Annotated in this window: 11 protein-coding genes; 6 read left to right on the forward strand and 5 right to left on the reverse strand. The window is 58.5% G+C overall.

Annotation, left to right across the window (positions count from 1 at the left end; genetic code table 11):
• The coding region (locus tag ABIL25_07560; GenBank protein ID MEO0082131.1) for a T9SS type A sorting domain-containing protein at window positions 1-1,180 on the forward strand (1,180 nt) is incomplete at its 5' end.
• Between the two features lie 794 nt (window positions 1,181-1,974).
• Here ABIL25_07560 and ABIL25_07565 read toward each other — a convergent pair.
• Both ABIL25_07565 and ABIL25_07570 read right to left on the reverse strand, forming a co-directional pair.
• Window positions 1,975-3,480 carry a hypothetical protein gene (locus ABIL25_07565; GenBank protein ID MEO0082132.1) on the reverse strand — a complete coding sequence of 502 codons (1,506 nt, stop codon included), beginning with the start codon at window positions 3,478-3,480 and terminating at the stop codon, window positions 1,975-1,977.
• Window positions 3,481-3,483: 3 nt separating this feature from the next.
• Window positions 3,484-4,563: a hypothetical protein gene (locus ABIL25_07570; protein ID MEO0082133.1), complete on the reverse strand. Its 1,080-nt coding sequence runs from the start codon at window positions 4,561-4,563 to the stop codon at window positions 3,484-3,486.
• Window positions 4,564-4,609: 46 nt separating this feature from the next.
• On the opposite strand from ABIL25_07570, the gene ligA reads away from it, so the two are divergent.
• Genes ligA through ABIL25_07585 form a run of 3 tightly spaced genes read left to right on the forward strand, consistent with a single transcriptional unit; the run spans window position 4,610 to window position 9,821 of the window.
• Window positions 4,610-6,604, forward strand: coding sequence for an NAD-dependent DNA ligase LigA (gene ligA / locus ABIL25_07575; GenBank protein MEO0082134.1), 1,995 nt, complete (start codon window positions 4,610-4,612; stop codon window positions 6,602-6,604).
• Between the two features lie 34 nt (window positions 6,605-6,638).
• A complete protein-coding gene (recG, locus tag ABIL25_07580; GenBank protein ID MEO0082135.1) occupies window positions 6,639-8,765 on the forward strand; it encodes an ATP-dependent DNA helicase RecG in 2,127 nt (708 codons plus the stop codon).
• A 39-nt stretch (window positions 8,766-8,804) separates the two neighbouring features.
• The gene (locus ABIL25_07585; protein ID MEO0082136.1) at window positions 8,805-9,821 is read left to right on the forward strand and encodes a DUF4837 family protein; all 1,017 of its coding nucleotides are present in this window, start codon (window positions 8,805-8,807) and stop codon (window positions 9,819-9,821) included.
• An 18-nt stretch (window positions 9,822-9,839) separates the two neighbouring features.
• On the opposite strand, the gene ABIL25_07590 is transcribed toward ABIL25_07585, so the two are convergent.
• Entirely contained in the window at window positions 9,840-10,952 is a 1,113-nt protein-coding gene (locus tag ABIL25_07590; protein ID MEO0082137.1) for an N-acetyltransferase, read from the reverse strand.
• A gap of 2 nt (window positions 10,953-10,954) precedes the next feature.
• Window positions 10,955-12,142, reverse strand: coding sequence for a pyridoxal phosphate-dependent aminotransferase family protein (locus tag ABIL25_07595; protein ID MEO0082138.1), 1,188 nt, complete (start codon window positions 12,140-12,142; stop codon window positions 10,955-10,957).
• A 73-nt stretch (window positions 12,143-12,215) separates the two neighbouring features.
• Here ABIL25_07595 and ABIL25_07600 point away from each other — a divergent pair, with 73 nt between their 5' ends.
• Window positions 12,216-13,898 (forward strand): helix-hairpin-helix domain-containing protein, encoded by a 1,683-nt coding sequence (locus ABIL25_07600; GenBank protein MEO0082139.1) that lies wholly within the window; start codon window positions 12,216-12,218, stop codon window positions 13,896-13,898.
• Here the strand turns inward: ABIL25_07600 and proS are convergent.
• Window positions 13,895-15,337, reverse strand: a complete 1,443-nt coding sequence (proS, locus tag ABIL25_07605) for a proline--tRNA ligase (protein MEO0082140.1) — start codon at window positions 15,335-15,337, stop codon at window positions 13,895-13,897. The genes ABIL25_07600 and proS overlap by 4 nt on opposite strands.
• Window positions 15,338-16,437: 1,100 nt before the next feature.
• Here proS and ABIL25_07610 point away from each other — a divergent pair.
• Window positions 16,438-16,692 (forward strand): PLD nuclease N-terminal domain-containing protein, encoded by a 255-nt coding sequence (locus ABIL25_07610; GenBank protein MEO0082141.1) that lies wholly within the window; start codon window positions 16,438-16,440, stop codon window positions 16,690-16,692.
• Window positions 16,693-17,016 lie beyond the last annotated feature (324 nt).

Here is a 17,016-nt window from a genome sequence, read left to right on the forward strand (position 1 = left end):
GGCGACCGACTTCTACATGTACGACCCCTTGGCTGGTGACTCCGGGACCTGGTATGAAAAGGAAGAGATACCGGGTAACGAAGGCACCAAGCTAAAGCCGCCGTCCAAAGGCTGCGTCGGTGTATCTGATGGTGTGCAGTACGTGTACATGACCAAGGGCAATAACACCCTTGGATTCTGGCGCTACGATGCAGTTGCCAACACCTGGGACTCCATGCCTGGTGTGCCTGAAGGCCCGTATGGCAAGCGGGTCAAAGGTGGCACTGACATGGTGTTTGCGTCATACAAGGACACTGGCTGCGTGTATCTACTCAAGGGCTACAAGACCGAGTTCTACCGGTATAACCCAGCGGCTCGGAGATGGGACACCCTGCCAGAAGTGCCGTACGGAGCGAACAAGCAGAAGTACGACAAGGGCTCGTTCCTAGTGTATGACGGTGTGAACTACATCTATGCGCACCAGTCAAAGTACTACGACAAGACCCAGGAGAACCCGCACCACTACATGTTCAAATATGACGTGGCAGCAGACTCCTGGTACAAGACTGCACTACCAGGCATGCCGGTGTATGGTCTTGAAGGTGGCAGGATAAAGAAGAAGAAGTCAGCGGATGGTGCTGCTGGCGCGTGGTATGACGGCAGCATGTATGCGCTCAAAGGTGGCAACACGCAGGGCTTCTTCAAGTACTTCCCTGGACCAGACACCTGGCATCAGCTCGACACCGTGCCTGGGAACGGTAGCACGGCCAAGAAGAAGCGGGTGAAGGCAGGTGGTGACCTAGTAGCCTATGGTGGCGGAGCATTCTTTGCCCTGAAGGGCAACAAGTGCTACGAACTGTGGCGGTACGTGGAAGGAACGCTTCAGACTTCAAGCCTCACGCCTCAAACGCGAAGCGGAGTGCAGGCGGGCAAGTCGGCAGTGAGCAGCCTGCAGTTAGCAATCAGCCCGAACCCGCTAGCCACCGGCTTTGCCACGCTGCGCTACAGCCTGCCTAAGGCCGGGCCGGTGACGGTGACTGTCTTTGATGTTGCCGGCCGGTCAGTCCAACGGCAGACGCTTGTGGCGAACAATGCTGGTGCGGTTGCGCTAGACCTGCGCAAGGTTGCATCAGGCATATACCTTGTCCGGCTTGACGCTAGCGGCTACTCGCAGACCCAGAAGCTCGTGGTGCAGAGATAGACCGATTGGTCGGATCAGACCGATCCGACATACGAGGCCGGGGCGGGACAAACCCGCCCCGGCTAGTCATCGTGTAGGCGTACGCTCCCTGCTGGCCTTTTTCTATGCGACTTGCGACAATGAGAGAACCGACGATGGCCCGATCGCGCAACTCCTCGCTAGTCATGCGGTTGTAAGGATGGGAAATGACGCTGGTGTTCGGGTATTCGTCCGTTAGGTAGTGTGTCAGGCAGCCTGGGGGACTGTCCCGGGGACAGTCCCCCAGGTAGACCCAGAGACAGCCCCGGGGTTGAACTCTGTATCTACCCAAGAGTTTGTCGCTCAAGTAGTTAGCCGGGTGACCTGGCGGTAAATCCGGGTATATGTAGCGGTAGTCGTCCTGGTGACCGACCTCGGGGTTGATAGGGAATTCAACCCGCAGTTTGAACCGGGGTAATACCGGTCGCCTACCTGCCGGCTTGTCTGCAGGTCAGTCCGACGCTTTGCCCCCGGGCTTTACCGGTGGTCAAGTTGGCGACTTGGCCTTGGGCTAGCCGCTGGGTAGGATGCCCGGTTGCGTGGTTCTGTGGTGGTTACGTGTGCAGTCGGACGAGATACTGGGATAAATAGGAGGCGGGTAGGGGCTGCAGTATGGCACTGGTTTATGCTCGACTGGAGCAACCGTAGGATGAACACGGTGAGTAGGCCAATGACGACGGCAAGAAGGAGAACCCGTACGAGTCGGGGCACGATGGGCTTGCGGGTCGGCTCGAGCCGGATGTCAAGTACTGCGCCAGTAGAGCTGGCTACGCTGCCTAGCGGACAACAGTCAGGGGTAGTGCCCGCTGTCCGGGCCCGGGAACTACGAAATAGAGCCCGGCAGGCAGGGCCGCGGGTGTATCGAACGACGGACAACGAATATTGAATGGCACGGCAGCAATGCGGCGGCCGAGATGGTCAAATAGAGCAGCGCCGGCCGGCAGTGCAAGGCGAGTTCCGGCGCGGACAATGGTCGGCAGCAGAGCGCGTGGAACGGGTTCGGCGAAGTCTTCGTTCACCGCTACGGTCCAGCGGGGTTTGAGCATACCGTCGCCGACAAGACACATTCCGTAGTACCACGACCGTTCCCAAGGTTCGAATCCGTCTTCAGCTTGGGCCGAGAACCAGTCGCAGAAGGCGAGTGCGAGCGAACGACCTTGGGCTAGTGGCAGGTAGAAATCCCTGAATTCGAGCATCGAGCCGGTCTTGGTCGAGCCGATTGCCGCAAGCCCGGATGACGATTCGAATACGTACCGGCCGCCGCAATAGCCTGATTCAGTGTAGCGGACGTTGGAGCATGCGAAAAGGTTGTAGAAGCAGGCGACCGGGTCAAGGCCGGGAATTTCGTAGGCATAGAACCAGTCGTAGCTGCGTTTGTTGTTGTACCAGAGTTGGTGCCCACCGGGCCAAGAGTGGGCACACAGTTGGATGAACTGGTATGCAGCTGTGTCAATGCGTGGCCGGTATTCGGCCGCTCTGGTGACTTCCGAGTCGCACACGAATACCCGGTCAGGATAAAGAATACCAACATCCCAGTTCCAGCCGGCAGCCCAGGGATACCAGTCGTCGTCAATGTACACAAGCGCACGGTCGGTGACGCGGAGTAGACCGAGCCGGTAGCGGTGCGACCGGTCAAGATACTGGCGGATGAGTTCGACTTCATTGCCGAGCGTTGAAGTTACGAGTCGGCTGATTCCGATTTCTGGGCCGACGTTGCCACGGTGGATATCGTAGATGCCATCGGCACCTTGAACAAGCGAGTCGGCGGTGCCGTAGCGGCGCAGCGAGTCCTGCCAGTTGCCGTCAATGTCCATCAGGTACAGGTCGCAGGGGAATTCCTCGTAGTGTTCGTCTGGGTCCCGGCGGCCGTTTGAGTTCCAGTCGTCAATGAGCTGGAACCAGGCAAGCGGTAGGTCTCCAACAAGGACTGCAGCAACAAGGCCGGAGTCGTATTCTGCCCTGAGAAACTTGCGTAATGACTCGGCTGACGTCCCGCGGACTGAGTACGCCGCGACGCGGTATCCTTCTGCTGCAATATCCAGCATCATCGTGTCGAGCAGCGGAGCAAGGGTTGAGGCGAGTGAGTCTTCAACCAAGATGTCAACAAGTGGGTCGTCGGACTGGCTGCACGGTGCAACCAGCTTGACGTTCCAGGCCGGGCCGGAGACAAGACTGGATTTCCATTCAAGGAAAGACAACGGCTTCGAACTATCCGGGCTGGCCCAGCGTAAGACCGTAACGTCAGGCGGAGCCGCAAGAAGCAGGAGGCAGAGAAGGAGCATTGGTTACTCCAATCTTGTTATGACGCAGGAGTGGATGCCGCAGCGTGCAAGGTACACGCCAGGCGGGGCCGCCCGTCCGCGGAAGTCCAGGCCGTCCCAGGCAAGTGAGCAGGTAGGATAGGACACGGGCAGGGAACGGACCAGGCAGCCGGAGGCGTTGTAGATTCTGAGTTCGGTTGGGCTGTCGGCCTCGAGATGGAGGGTGACAGCATTCCTGAATGGATTGGGCTTGGCATGAAGCGAACCGGCGCAGGGAGCAGGAGCAGGATTCTCGGTCGTACCGAGGTGGAGACCGGTCAGTTGCGTGACCGTCGTGCTGAAAATGTCGGCGGTGCGAAGCCAGATCAGTATACGCGTATACGCCCGGGCAACCAGAGAGAGAGAGTCCTTGATACGCCAGAGCGAATCCTTGTACCATTCGTGCTGGCGGATGAAAGTGGTCTCGCGGACTGGAACTCCCTCGTAGGTCATTGCCAGAGACTGACGGGCGACGAGAAGCAGCTTGTAGCAATTCCGGACAAGGCCGTAGGGCACAACAACGTCTTCGATGCCGACAACTTTGACCGAGTCGGCCCAGATTCTTATGGTGTCTTCCAGACTGTCTCCGTTCAGGTCAAAGTAGTAGGTGCCGGCCACGCCGGTCGGCCACCAGGAGCCGATGACAAATGGTACGCGGTAGATGTTGGCCCAGAGCGAGAGCCCGGCAAAGTCGAAACGACGGCGCAACAGGGTGTCGCCGGATTCATAGGCAGTGTCCACGGCTTCGCGGCGGGTCGTGTCGGAAACCATCACAGTGCGCAAGATATACGCCGGGCCGGTGGGAAGCAGGGTTTCGGCCAGAACCGTGGTTGTGTCCAGGAATGACCGGTTTAGCACCGAGTCTGAGGGGGCCGGTAAGTACATATGAATGGAGTCGTGGCCGAACCCGGTGTCGGTCGCAGTGCTGCCTACGGCGTAGCCAAGGTAGTTACCAACCGGGCCGGCCATGGCTATTGTCAAAGCGGCCAGCAGAGAATATGACAGGCGGCTGGTCATATGGTTACGTGCCTCAACCGATTCTAACTCGAAAGTGGTAGCAATCAAGCAAATGACGGCGTTGACAATGCGGGTTTTGGGACAAGAATAACGCATGACCAGGAAGCAGGCTGAGCGCGAGATCACACGGCTGCGGGCCGAGATTGCCGAGCACGACTATCGGTACTATGTGCTTGCCCAGCCGACCATCTCTGATTTCGAGTACGACAAGATGCTTGAACGTCTGGCCGAGATTGAGGCCGAGTTTCCAGACCTTGTTACGCCGGACTCACCGACTCAGCGCGTGGGCGGGGAACCACTCAAGGAGTTTTCAAGCGTCAGGCATGACCCGCCGATGCTGTCTTTGGACAACAGCTATTCCTATGATGAGCTCCGGGAGTTCGACGTGCGCGTGCGCAAGGCAGTGGCGAGACCTGAGTATCTGGTTCAGCAGAAGATTGACGGCGTGGCGGTCTCGCTTCTCTACGATGGTTTCAGGCTGGTACGGGGCGCGACCCGCGGGGACGGTATCACTGGCGACGACGTTACCGCCAATATTCGGACGATCAGCTCGATTCCGCTCCGGCTGCGGCGTGAGACCCCAGGGTTTGAGAAGTTCGAGGTTCGCGGCGAGGTATATCTGGCAAGAGAACAGTTCGCCCGCATCAACGAGGAGCGGGAGGAGGAGGGCCAACCGGTGTTCGCCAACCCGCGCAATGCTGCAGCCGGGACGCTGAAACTGCTCGACCCGAAGGTTGTGCGGCAGCGTCGGCTGGAGTATTTCGTGCATACGATACCAAGACCACCGTCAGCCCGGTTCGCTACCGACAAGCAGGTGCTCGACGAGCTGGCGCAGCTTGGTTTTCGGACCGTCCCCGAAAGCGTACTTTTTTCCGATATCGAGGGGGTGATAGCATACTGCGAGAGCTGGGCCGGTAAGCGGACCGGTCTGCCGTACGATGTTGACGGGATGGTAGTGAAGGTGAACCGGTTCAGCGACCGGGATGAACTGGGCATGACCGGCAAAAGCCCACGCTGGGCCGTGGCGTACAAGTATCCGCCCGAAGAGCGACCAACGAGAGTAACGGCGATAGAGTTCAACGTCGGCCGACTCGGCACGGTGACGCCGGTGGCCGTGCTTGAACCGGTGCGACTGTCTGGAACAACCGTGACCCATTCGACTCTGCACAACGCTGAGGAGATGAAACGGCTCGACGTTGCAGTAGGAGATACGGTTCTCGTGCACAAGGCCGGCGAGATAATTCCGCAGGTGCTCAAGGTGACTCAGCGTCCGAAAGACCGGAAGGTGGTACGATTTCCGAACCGGTGTCCGGCGTGCGGCACGAAGCTATTCAAGGAGGCAGATGAGGTGGCGTGGCGGTGTGTGAATGCTTCCTGTCCGGCCCAGGTTCTGGCCCGGGTGCTGCACTTCGGGTCAAGACAGGCGATGGACATCGAGGGGTTGGGCTGGAAGCTGGCCGAGCAACTGGTGCAGGCCGGGCTGGTGAGGAACGTGGCTGACCTGTATGAGCTCAAGCGGGAACAATTGGTTGAGCTGGAGCGGATGGGTGATAAGTCCGCCGATAACCTACTCCGTGCCATTGCGCAGAGCAAGGAACGACCATTCGCGCGGGTGCTTTTCGGACTGGGCATCAGGCATGTGGGGATTCACGCAGCCAGGATTCTGGCCCAGCAGTTCGGCTCGATGGAGCGGCTTGCCGGAGCGAATGAAAGTGAGATTGCCGAGACACCGGGGGTCGGTCCGGTCGTGGCTGAGTCGTTGAGGAATTTTCTGGCCGACCGGGAGAACCTGGAACTATTGGTTCGCCTCAGGAAGCATGGACTCAAGCTCGAGGAAGCGGCGGCGAAGGGACCAAAGCCCCTGGCTGGGAAGAAGTTTGTTCTTACCGGCACACTTGAGTCTATGACCAGGGACCAGGCGACCGAGCTTATTCTTTCTCTGGGCGGGTCGGTTTCTTCGTCAGTGTCAAAGAAGACCGACTTTGTAGTCTGCGGCACGTCGCCAGGGTCTAAGTACGACAAAGCGAGAGCACTCGGGGTTAAGGTTATTGATGAGACCGAGTTCAGGGAGCTTGTCAAGGACCGATAGAGAAGAGGATGCCAGGAGTCAGCGCTAGAGGCTGATGGGAGAAGTCGGCAACCGGGAATCCAAGGCCAAGAGTCTGAAATCCGTGCCCGGTCAGCGGCATCCCGGTCTTGATACTCCGGTGCAGTATCTCAAGGGCGTGGGTCCGAAGCGGGCAGCTCAACTGGCTAAGGTTGGAGTTACGACCGTTGGCGAATTGCTGTTCCTTGTACCCCGACGGTACGTGGACCGGTCCCGGACCTTGCCGATTGCCCGATTGAGGGTCGGAGACGAGGTAACGGTGTTCGGTCGGGTGATGGCGAGCAGTGAGCGGCGCACGCGAACATTCAAGCGGCTGGTGTCATGCATGGTGGGTGACGAGTCGGGTACAATTGAGGCGGTATGGTTCAACCGGCCTGACCTGGCCGGCCGATTCCGCCCCGGGCAGGAGCTGATGATTTCTGGCAAGGTCACGGCGTATCGTACGAAGCAGTTTGTGAACCCGACTTTCGAGGTTCTCGACCGGGCGCGTGAATTGCCGGGTGCCAATGCCATCATTCCGGTGTATCCGCTGACCGAGGGACTTTCGGTCTGGGCCGTGCGTCGGATGGTGCGCACTGCCCTTGATAAGTATCTAGAACAGGTCCCGGAGACGATGAGCCGCGAGCTTCTGGAACACTACGGATTTCCCGACATCCGCAGGACACTGGAAACGATTCACTTTCCGCGGGACGTAAGGGCCGCAGAGCGGGCCCGCAACCGCCTGGTGTATGAGGAGCTCTTCTACCTCGAACTGGTTCTTGCACTAAGACGGCGCAGAAACACGTTGGCGAGAAAAGGTTCCAGGCTGGTTGAGACCGGTGTGCTCACGGCGCGGTTCCGCGAGAAGCTGCCGTTCCAATTCACGCGCGGTCAGGAAAAGGTTCTGGCTGAAATTCTCGCAGACATGGCGAGTGACCGATGCATGAACCGGCTCCTGCAGGGCGATGTGGGCTCGGGCAAGACCGTTGTTGCGCTGTACGCAATGCTCGTTGCCTGCGAGAACCGGACCCAGGCTGCGATGATGGCGCCAACCGAAATACTCGCCTGTCAGCACTTTGCCGGATGGTCGCCGGTGCTGCGGGAAATCGGGGTGGAAGCGAGGCTGCTTACCGGCTCGACCAAAGCGAGGGAAAGGCGCGAGTTGTTTGCCGGGCTGGCAAGTGGCAAGGTCCAGATGATATTTGGCACGCATGCCCTGATTGAGGAAAAGGTCAGTTTTGACCGACTGGGGCTCGTGGTTGTGGATGAGCAACATCGGTTCGGAGTGATGCAGCGGGCCGCGCTCCTGAACAAGGGCCGGAACCCGGACTTTCTCGTGATGACGGCAACGCCGATTCCCCGGACTCTGACGCTCACCGTTTACGGAGACCTGGACACCTCGATTCTCGCCGAGAAACCGGCCGGCCGTGTCCCGGTCGTGACGAGAATCGTGACCGAGGACAAAAGGGCTACGGTTTACGAGTACTTTGAGAAACGGATTGCCAGCGGTGAGCAGGCATTTTTCGTCTGCCCGCTGATTGAAGAATCGGAGAAACTGGAGCTGGCCTCGGCGGTGCGGACCTACGAAGACGTAAGAGCGGCGTTTCCCAGACGTCGGGTCGGGCTAGTACACGGCCGGATGCGAAGCGAAGAGCGGCAGGAGCAGATGGAACTTCTACGCCAGAAGAAGCTGGACATTCTTGTTTCCACTACCGTTATCGAGGTCGGCGTTGACATTCCGGACGCGACAATGATGCTGATTGAGCATCCGGAGCGGTTTGGGCTGGCGCAACTGCACCAGTTGCGGGGCAGAATCGGCCGCAGCGGCAAGCGGTCGGTCTGCGTGCTGATGATCCAACCGGAGTCGGTTGAGGCGATGGAACGGTTGAGCTACTTTGCCTCGACAACTGACGGATTTGCCCTGGCTGAGAAGGACGCGGAGCTGCGGGGGCCTGGGCAGATTCTTGGCACAAGACAGCACGGTCTTCCAGACCTGCGCATCGCCGACCCGTTTACTGACCGGGAGATGCTTGCCCGGGCGCGGCGTGATGCGTTCCGGATGATTGAGCTCGACCCGTATCTTCGGGAGCCGAGACACGAACTTGTCAGGAAGACACTGGCCGCAAGATATGCTGGACGTGAAGAGCTCTTGAGAGTAGGATGATAAACTGGGAAATGATAATAATTGACCGGTGTCCAAGATATGAGACATAAGGTGCAAGGTACAATGGACGGAGCGGCAACCTCGATGCTCTTGTGTTGCTGTGTTGCTGTAATCGGTTTTCTTACCACGTCTTTGTGCTGCGGACGAAGAGCGGCTGCGGCCCTCGGCAGAATCAGGGAGATTACGGTTGCTTCTGACTGGTGGCCGCAGGTGGAAACCTCGGTGCGCGGGATGCTGCAGGATACGGTGTTCACGCCTCAGCCAGAGCTCAGATTTCAGCTCCGGATATTCTCAGGCCGACAGTTTGAGAATTACCGGTTGTTGCGTACCGTATTCTTGATTGGCACGAGTTCGGATACGGCGGTGCGGACCGTGCTTGGGCAGAGGGCCGATTCCTTGCCGGAACCAGGCTACGGACTCTTTCTGATTCCAAATGCCTGGGCCGAGAACCAGCAACTGGCAGTGTTCGCCGTAGGACATGAAAGTCTGCTTGTCAGGGGACTCGAGTCATACGCCTCACGGATACGAACGACTTTTCGGGACATTGCTTTGCGTAACGTCGAGCGGGCAGTTTACTTCAGGGGGCGGGACCAGAAGAAGACCGACACGCTGGCTGAGCGATATGCGTTCAGCCTAGACGTACCAAGGGAATGGTATCTGAAGCAGGACTACGCTGACTCCGGTTTCATTTACCTTTTTGCACACTACCCAGACCGGAGCGTGTTCGTGTTCTGGCAGGACAGCACAAGGCCGCTTGTGCCGGATTCACTGGTCAGCCTGCGGGAGATGATTGTGGCGCGCTACTACGACGGCGACCGGGTGGAGCGAAGTTATGTCAAGGCGGAAACGGTTGCCTTTCTCGGCCAGCCGGCGGTGAGGCTACAGGGGGTGTGGCAGAACGACAAGGCGGCGATCGGCGGGCCATTTGTGTCTTACTGCTTCAACCACGAAGGCAGATTTTTCTTCCTGGACGGACAGGTGTTTCTGCCGGGTAAACCTAAGCTGGACCAGTTGCTTCAGGTTGAGGCGATAGTCCGTAGCTTCACGCCCAAGTGAAAGGATCGAAGCAGGGTGCTAGAGTGATTTCTGGTAGATGCGGTATGTCTTGTACACCCGTCCGCCCCACATCTCGATGGGACGGATGATGTCAATGTTGTCCTCAAGTATCCAGGACATTTCACCCCGGGTGTAGCCAAGCTTGCGGCCGGTCATGAATGCTTCGTAGTACAAGAGCGAGTCAAACCCGAGGTTGTGAAACTTGCGTTTTACACCCAAGGCCCAGAGCCGGCCCTGGGTGATGCGACGACGCATCGTAAGGAACTTGAGCCATCCGAATGGAAACAAGTTGCCTTTGAGGTGCCACAGGACCTGGTTGTAATCTGGTAGGCCGACACACATCCCGGCGACTTCGCCCTTATAGAACACGAGCGGACACAGACCAGGTACGATAATCGGCCGCAGTTGCCGGGCCAGGCCGGCGATCTCCTCTTCGGTCATAGGAGCGAAATCCCAGTTCTGTGACCAGGCGTCATTATAAACTTCGCGGATATATGCCAAGTCCCGATCCAGATGTGCCAGGTTCACTGGCCTGACCTCTAACCCCGGCTTCTTCTTGAGGCGTTCCATCACGCGCTGAAGCTTCTCCGGCACTGGCCGGTCAATTGACATGAGAAAGGCATAGAGGTCCTTCACCTTGGTGAAGCCAGCACCTTCGATCAATTGGATGTAGTGTTCCGGGTTGTAGGGCATCCTGATCATCGGTGGCGAATCAAAGCCATCGACAAGCAGTCCCGCTTCGTCGTTGAGCGAAGGGTTGGCCGGACCATAAAGAGTGGACATTCCATGTTCGCGGCAATAACGGCTGGCAGCTTCAAGCAGAGCTCCGGCTACCTCCGCGTCATCAACTGACTCGAAAAAGCCGAAGAAGCCAATAGCGCTGTGATGGTACTCGTTGTAGTTGCGGTCGATGATGGCCGCAATCCGTCCGACTGCGAGACCGTCCTGCTCGGCCAGAAACAGCTTACGTTCGGCATGGGCCCAAAAGGGGTTTCGGCCTGGGGTCAGAGTATTCTTGACATCGTCCACCAGCGGCGGAACCCAGTTCGGGTGTTCTTCGTAGATGCGGAACGGAAGCCGGACAAACCGGTCGAGGTCTGGGCCGGTGTTGACTTCGCGGACCGTGAGCATTGCTATCTGAGCAAGCCGAACTGTTTTCCCACCCGTTCGAACAGGGTCAGGGCGTCGGCGATGTCTTCGTCAGTGTGAGTGGCCATGTAGCTCGTTCGGATGAGCGAACGGTTGGGCGGAACCGCAGGCGGCAGCACCGGGTTGGCGAATATGCCGCCGTCAAACAGTGCGCGCCAGAAGTTCAGCGTCTTCATGTCCTCGCCGATATGGAGCGGGATGATGGGGGTAACGCTCGTTCCTGTATCATAGCCCATCTTTTTCAGGCCGGCGAGCATCGTGCGGGCGTTCTTCCAGAGCCGGGTGCGGCGTTCGGGCTCGGTACGGATGATTTCGAGTGCAGCAAGCACGGTGGCAACCGACGGCGGCGGAATCGAGGCCGAAAAGATCAGCGAACGGGCCTGGTGGCGAATGAAGGTGATAGTCTTGTGGTCACCAACCACGTACCCACCGATCGTGGCAAATGACTTGGAGAAAGTGCCCATGATAAGGTCAACTTCGTCCTCGACGCCGAAGTGTTCGCAGGTGCCGCGGCCGTGTCGGCCCATCACGCCCACTCCGTGCGCGTCGTCAACCATGAAACGGCAGTGGTACTTTCGGGCGATTGGGAGCAGCTTGTCCAGTGGTGCAAGGTCGCCTTCCATTGAGAACACACCGTCAACGACCGCCAGTTTGCCTGCCTCCTTGGGCAGCTTCTTGAGAACCCGTTCGAATGATTCCGGGTCGTTGTGAACGAAGCGCAGGACCGCACCGTAGGACATCTTGCATCCGTCCATGATCGAGGCGTGGTCGAGTTTGTCGGCGATGACCACATCGCCCTTGCGCACCAGCGCCGACATTACCCCGAGGTTTGTCTGATACCCGGTTGAGAACACGATGCAGTCTTCCTTGCGGTAGAACTCTGCCAGTTCGCGCTCGAGTCGGACATGCAGGTCGAGTGTGCCGTTCAGAAATCGTGAGCCGGTGCAGCCGGTACCGTATTTCTCAATTGCCTCGATGGCCGCACGTTTAAGCTTTGGGTGCGTGGTCAGACCGAGGTAATTGTTCGAGCCAAGCATGATGAGCTGCTTGCCTTCGATAACCACGCGGCGGTCAGGCTCGGAGTTCAGGGGTATGAAGTAAGGGTAGTATCCAGCGCGCTTGGCCGTGTCCACAATCGGGAAATACTGCAGGCACTTGTTGAACAGGTCCATGTTGCGCCATTCTAGAACCGGGTTTTGTGGTGTCAAGGCTTGATTGACGTTATCGGCGTGGTATAGTGGCTTGATGGTCGCGCCCCGGATTCTGTCTGGCCGGGTGCTTGGTGTCATTGGTGTTTTGCTCGTTGGTCTTGTTTCTGGCGCAGGCACCGACTTTCAGAAAATCAGAATTGTTGCCACCGCGGATATGTGGTGTCGGGTCGTATCTTCAAGCGACTTTGCCGCCCCCGGCCTGCCCCGCCGGATGCTTGGGGGCTGGGCCAATCTTGCCCGGCTTATCAGGGAAACGCGTACTGAGGCGACGCTGGTCCTGGACTGCGGCGGATTTGCGTTCGGCTCACCCGAAGGACAGGCGACCCAGGGTCGGGCTGCGGTTCGCTTTATGAACCTTGTCCGTTACGATGCCGCGGCCCTCGGTGCCCGCGATTTTTCCGGTGGTGTCGAGAACGTCGAGGTAATGGCCAAGCTGGCGAGCTTTCCGATTCTAGCCGACCCGATGCTTGATGTCGTACTTGGCCGGCGTGCACCGCTGTTCCGTCCGTTCCTTGTCAAGGACGTCAGCGGGGTAAGGGTTGCTCTGGTCGGCTTGTCCGACCCTTTTGTTCAGAGGTTGAACCGGAAGGCCGACATAAGGGGATTCGCAGCCGACGAACTGACGGTTCAGGTCCGCCGGTATCTGGCCGCGGTCAGAGCCGAAAATCCGGACATCGTGGTTGCATTCGGACACATCGCACCGGAGTCAGGCGCGGCTCTACTGGACAGCTTTCCTGAGCTTGACATTGTTGTCTGTCCGGCCCGGGCCGGCACAGGCTCGCGCCGTGGTCTTGTCCAGGTCGGTACCATGGGGCAGCGTGTGCAGGTCGCCGATATCCTGTTTCATCGGTCAGAGCGCCGCGTGTACGAAGTCGAGCAGCGGGAGCTGAACGTCGTTGTTGCGGCGGGCGATTCTATGATTCAGAGACTTTCGGATGAAGTGCTCGTTGCCGGAATGGACTCAGTGGAGTGTTATGTGACTGCCGAACTCCTGCCCGACGACAGCAGTCGTGTGCTTGGGATGATGGTGTGCGAGGCGGTCCGCACCAGGACCGGGGCAGACCTCGTTCTACTCCCCTGGGCTGTACTGGGTTCAGGTTTGGGCGAGGGGCCACAGATGCGGCGTGCGCTCTTTGGCGCGGTGCCGTTCTGCGAGCGGGTGCGGCTCGCATTGATGGCTGATACGACGCTGCACAAGCTTGTTGCCAGCTTCAAGCCGGAGGAGCCGTTCCCAATGCTTGCCGGCGCAGACCTGTTCGTAATCGGTGACACTGCCGGATGGCCTGCGGCCAGCAGAGTGGCGCGGCTGCGTCTTTGTGAACGCAAGCCGCAGTACCGTGTGGCCACAACCGAGCAGGTCTTGGAGCAGGCCGGGCTTGCCGAGCCGGGTAGGCTCGTGGAGAGGAATCTTACCGAGTTGTGGCTTGAGTGGGCCTCGACCCAGGATACGATCAGGCCGGTATCAGGACCGAAACTCTACCCGGCCGGTGCTGGGCTTGTGGTCCGACCAGAATCAGCCGCGTTCCCGATCAACATCAATACGGCGAGCGTCGAACTCCTCGAACAACTGCCCGGAATCGGGCCGATGACCGCACGGAGGATTGTCGAGTACCGCGAAGAGCATGGTCGCTTCAGTTCAGTTGATGACCTTCTGAACGTCAAGGGCATCGGGCCTAAGAAACTGGAGGCAATTCGGCCGCTCGCGACCGTGCGCTAGTAGGTTCGGGCGTAGTAGATGACGGTGCCGGTCTTGCGGCCGCAGGCGATGCAGGGGGCCTGAGTCCGATCCTGTTCGCTCGGAACCATTACCCGCGGCGTTGTCTTGGTTTCGTCAATGATGCGGTTCTCGCATTCCTGTGCACCGCACCAGTGCACTAGAATGAATCCAGGGTTTGCTTCGAGCTTGCTTCTGAACTCTTGGAAGTCTGAGGCTGAAGACTTTGCCGATTCTAGACGTTTGAGCGCGGATGAATACATCGCGGCCTGCACTTCGTCGAGGAGTCTCGTTACTTCAACCCGGAGTTCAGCAAAACGGACCGGTCGTCGGCCCGAGCCGTCGCGGGGTACGAGTACCGCGGCCTCCTGCTTGACATCCCGGGGCCCGATTTCGATGCGCACTGGCACGCCCAGCATCTCGTACTGGTTGAATTTCCAGCCGGCGGTCTGGTTGGGCGAATCGTCTAGCTTCACCCGCAGACCTTCGAGTGCTGCAAGCGCCTCACGGCAGCGACTGAGCACGGCCTCGTCGTTACGTCCGAACAGAATCGGCACGATCACCACCTGAATCGGCGCAACCTTTGGGGGCAAGAAAAGCCCTCGGTCATCACCGTGGGTCATAATCAGCCCGCCGATAAGCCGGGTTGAGACACCCCAAGAGGTGCCCCAAGGATACTGCTCGGTGTTGTTCTCATCCAGGTACTTGATGTCAAAGGCACGGGCGAACCCCTGACCCAGATTGTGCGAGGTGCCGGCTTGGAGCGCCTGGCCGTCCGGCATCATCGCTTCCATGGTGTAGGTTCGGTCGGCGCCGGCGAACTTCTCGGACTCGGGCTTGAGACCGGCGAGCACCGGCAGGGCTAGATCGTTTGTGAGAAAGTCCAGATAGATATCCAGGATTCTCAGGGCCTCGGCCTCGGCTTCTTCCTGAGTACGATGAAGGGTATGGCCCTCCTGCCAGAGAAACTCGCTTGTGCGCAGGAAAAGCCGGGTGGCCTTTTCGGCCCGGAATATGTTGCACCACTGGTTCAGGAGTACCGGCAGGTCGCGATAGGACTTGACCCAGCGGGCAAACATCGCATTGATGACCGCTTCAGAAGTTGGACGCAGCGCGAGTCTCTCTTCGAGCTTGTCCGACCCGCGATGAGTCACCCACCATGCCTCGGGCGCGAATCCCTTCACGTGGCGCGCTTCTTTGGCAAAGAACGATTCTGGAATCATGGTCGGGAAGTAGGCGTTGACGTGACCCGTGGCCTTAAATCTGGCGTCAAGCCGCTGCTGCATGTTCTCCCAGAGCGCGTAGCCGTAAGGTCTAATGACCATGCAGCCGCGCACCGGCGCATAATCAGCAAGCTCGGCCTTAAGCACGACCGCGGTGTACCACTCGGAGAACTGCTTGGATTTCGAGGGTATTTCCTTGACCATCTCGTTGTCTTTCATAGCCCGTCATAGTAGCAGCAATACCATGTGTGTCAAACGCTCCTTTCTCAACCCGAGAGCCGAAGCAGCGATACGAAGACAGGTGTGGCAGTCAAGTTCTGTTCTGACTGTCTCACTTCAGCGTAGGTTACCTGCCATCTGTGGCGTCCGAAACAGCATCAGCGTTCTTTCGTTTTTCAACCGGCATCGCGATCGGTCTCGCCAGCGGGTAACCCCGCTTACAGGCACTCCAGCCGTACCTTAGGCGAGTCCGATTCCAACATGGCGTCGGCAAGGGTAGGTTCCGTCCCTGCCGTCTCTGTCCGGGTACCGATGGACTCGCGGGCTGCCGCTGGCAACTGCCATTGCCCACCCGGCACCGACCATAGGACCACCTTGAATCCCGAACGGTCATGAGCCCCAGGCCAGTTCTTGCCGTGGGTAGAAATCGGCGGGAATTTCAGCGGTCTTGGTTCTACAATATTGGTGAATGACTTCAAACCGATGGGTGAATGGTGCGGGAAGCGATTCCGTAAGCTAACTGTATCTGCAAGATGTAACTTACCATGCTCTTGTGGTCTCTGAAATTCAAGGGTACGGGTCATTCCCCCCACTGCTTCCTCCGCCACAGTCACTGTAACTTGACAGGCCGCAGATAGAGCCGTTTCGGCCGTTGTCTGCGGTTGTACCTGCCGAGCAACGGCGATGGTTACTGCGACTGATGCCTAGCCGGGTACTGGACAAGTAACACTGATAGATACGTGGTCATGCACGTGTTCTGGTGCTGGCTGGAACGCGCAGTAAAGCACAGGCAAGAGCACGGTGCAACTCAGATCCGCTATGACTTGGGCCGGTAATCATCGAGTAACCCTGGTCCCAACTCCGACCGGAATCGGCAGAGGTGTCTGTCCTCTGGTTTGGTGCTCGGCCAATTGAACCTACTGCTCATCGGGTTGGGCCTCGTGCTACAGCCCGAGGAAGTTCTTTGGCGAGTACTCTTGTGCCTCTGTCTCGGGGACGTGGTGTTTATGAGCCTCATATACTGTTTCAGCCGGGCTGGAACTAGCTCTTTGTTCGGACGGGCGGCTTGACTCCGGGTCCTGCTGACGTATGTTTGACATATGAACGCACTCGGGGCGATGTTCGGCCTGACTCTTGGTTGGCTTTGGTTCACGCTCATGTTCTTCTTCGGCATGATCGGACTGGCCGGAACCGCGCTGTGGATATGGATGCTGGTTGAGGTCCTGACGAGAGAGACGGACCAGGGTAACAACCGTCTGATCTGGGCGCTGGTCATCATCTTCACACACTGGATTGGCGCACTTATCTACCTATTTGTTCGGCGTAGGGACCGTATCAGGCAGCTTGGGAAGTAGCTAGCCGGCCCGAGAGCTCAAGGACTGGCAGGCCGCGACGGCCAGCGACGTGATAGAAGACCTCAAACCAGTCGCCAAGCGTCTCCGGAGGTTGCCTCGTGGCCACGAGCACGTTTCTTGGTCGCAGTTGTCGAGGTTTGTCAAAGCTGACATTTTTCTCTGTGTCTTTACTATACGACCTTGTCCTTGTGGTTTGCAGTCGCCGTTATTGAGCTCTAGCCCAGGTACATGGTGACCCCCTGAGGGCGGCCGCAAAGTCGGCTGGCATTCCGCCAAGAGACTGGCTTGCGTTGCGAGGAAGCGTGAAAACGTTGCTGCACGAGA

This window comes from candidate division WOR-3 bacterium (assembly GCA_039801365.1).
Lineage (GTDB): Bacteria > Hydrothermota > Tepidihabitantia > Tepidihabitantales > Tepidihabitantaceae > JBDRUN01.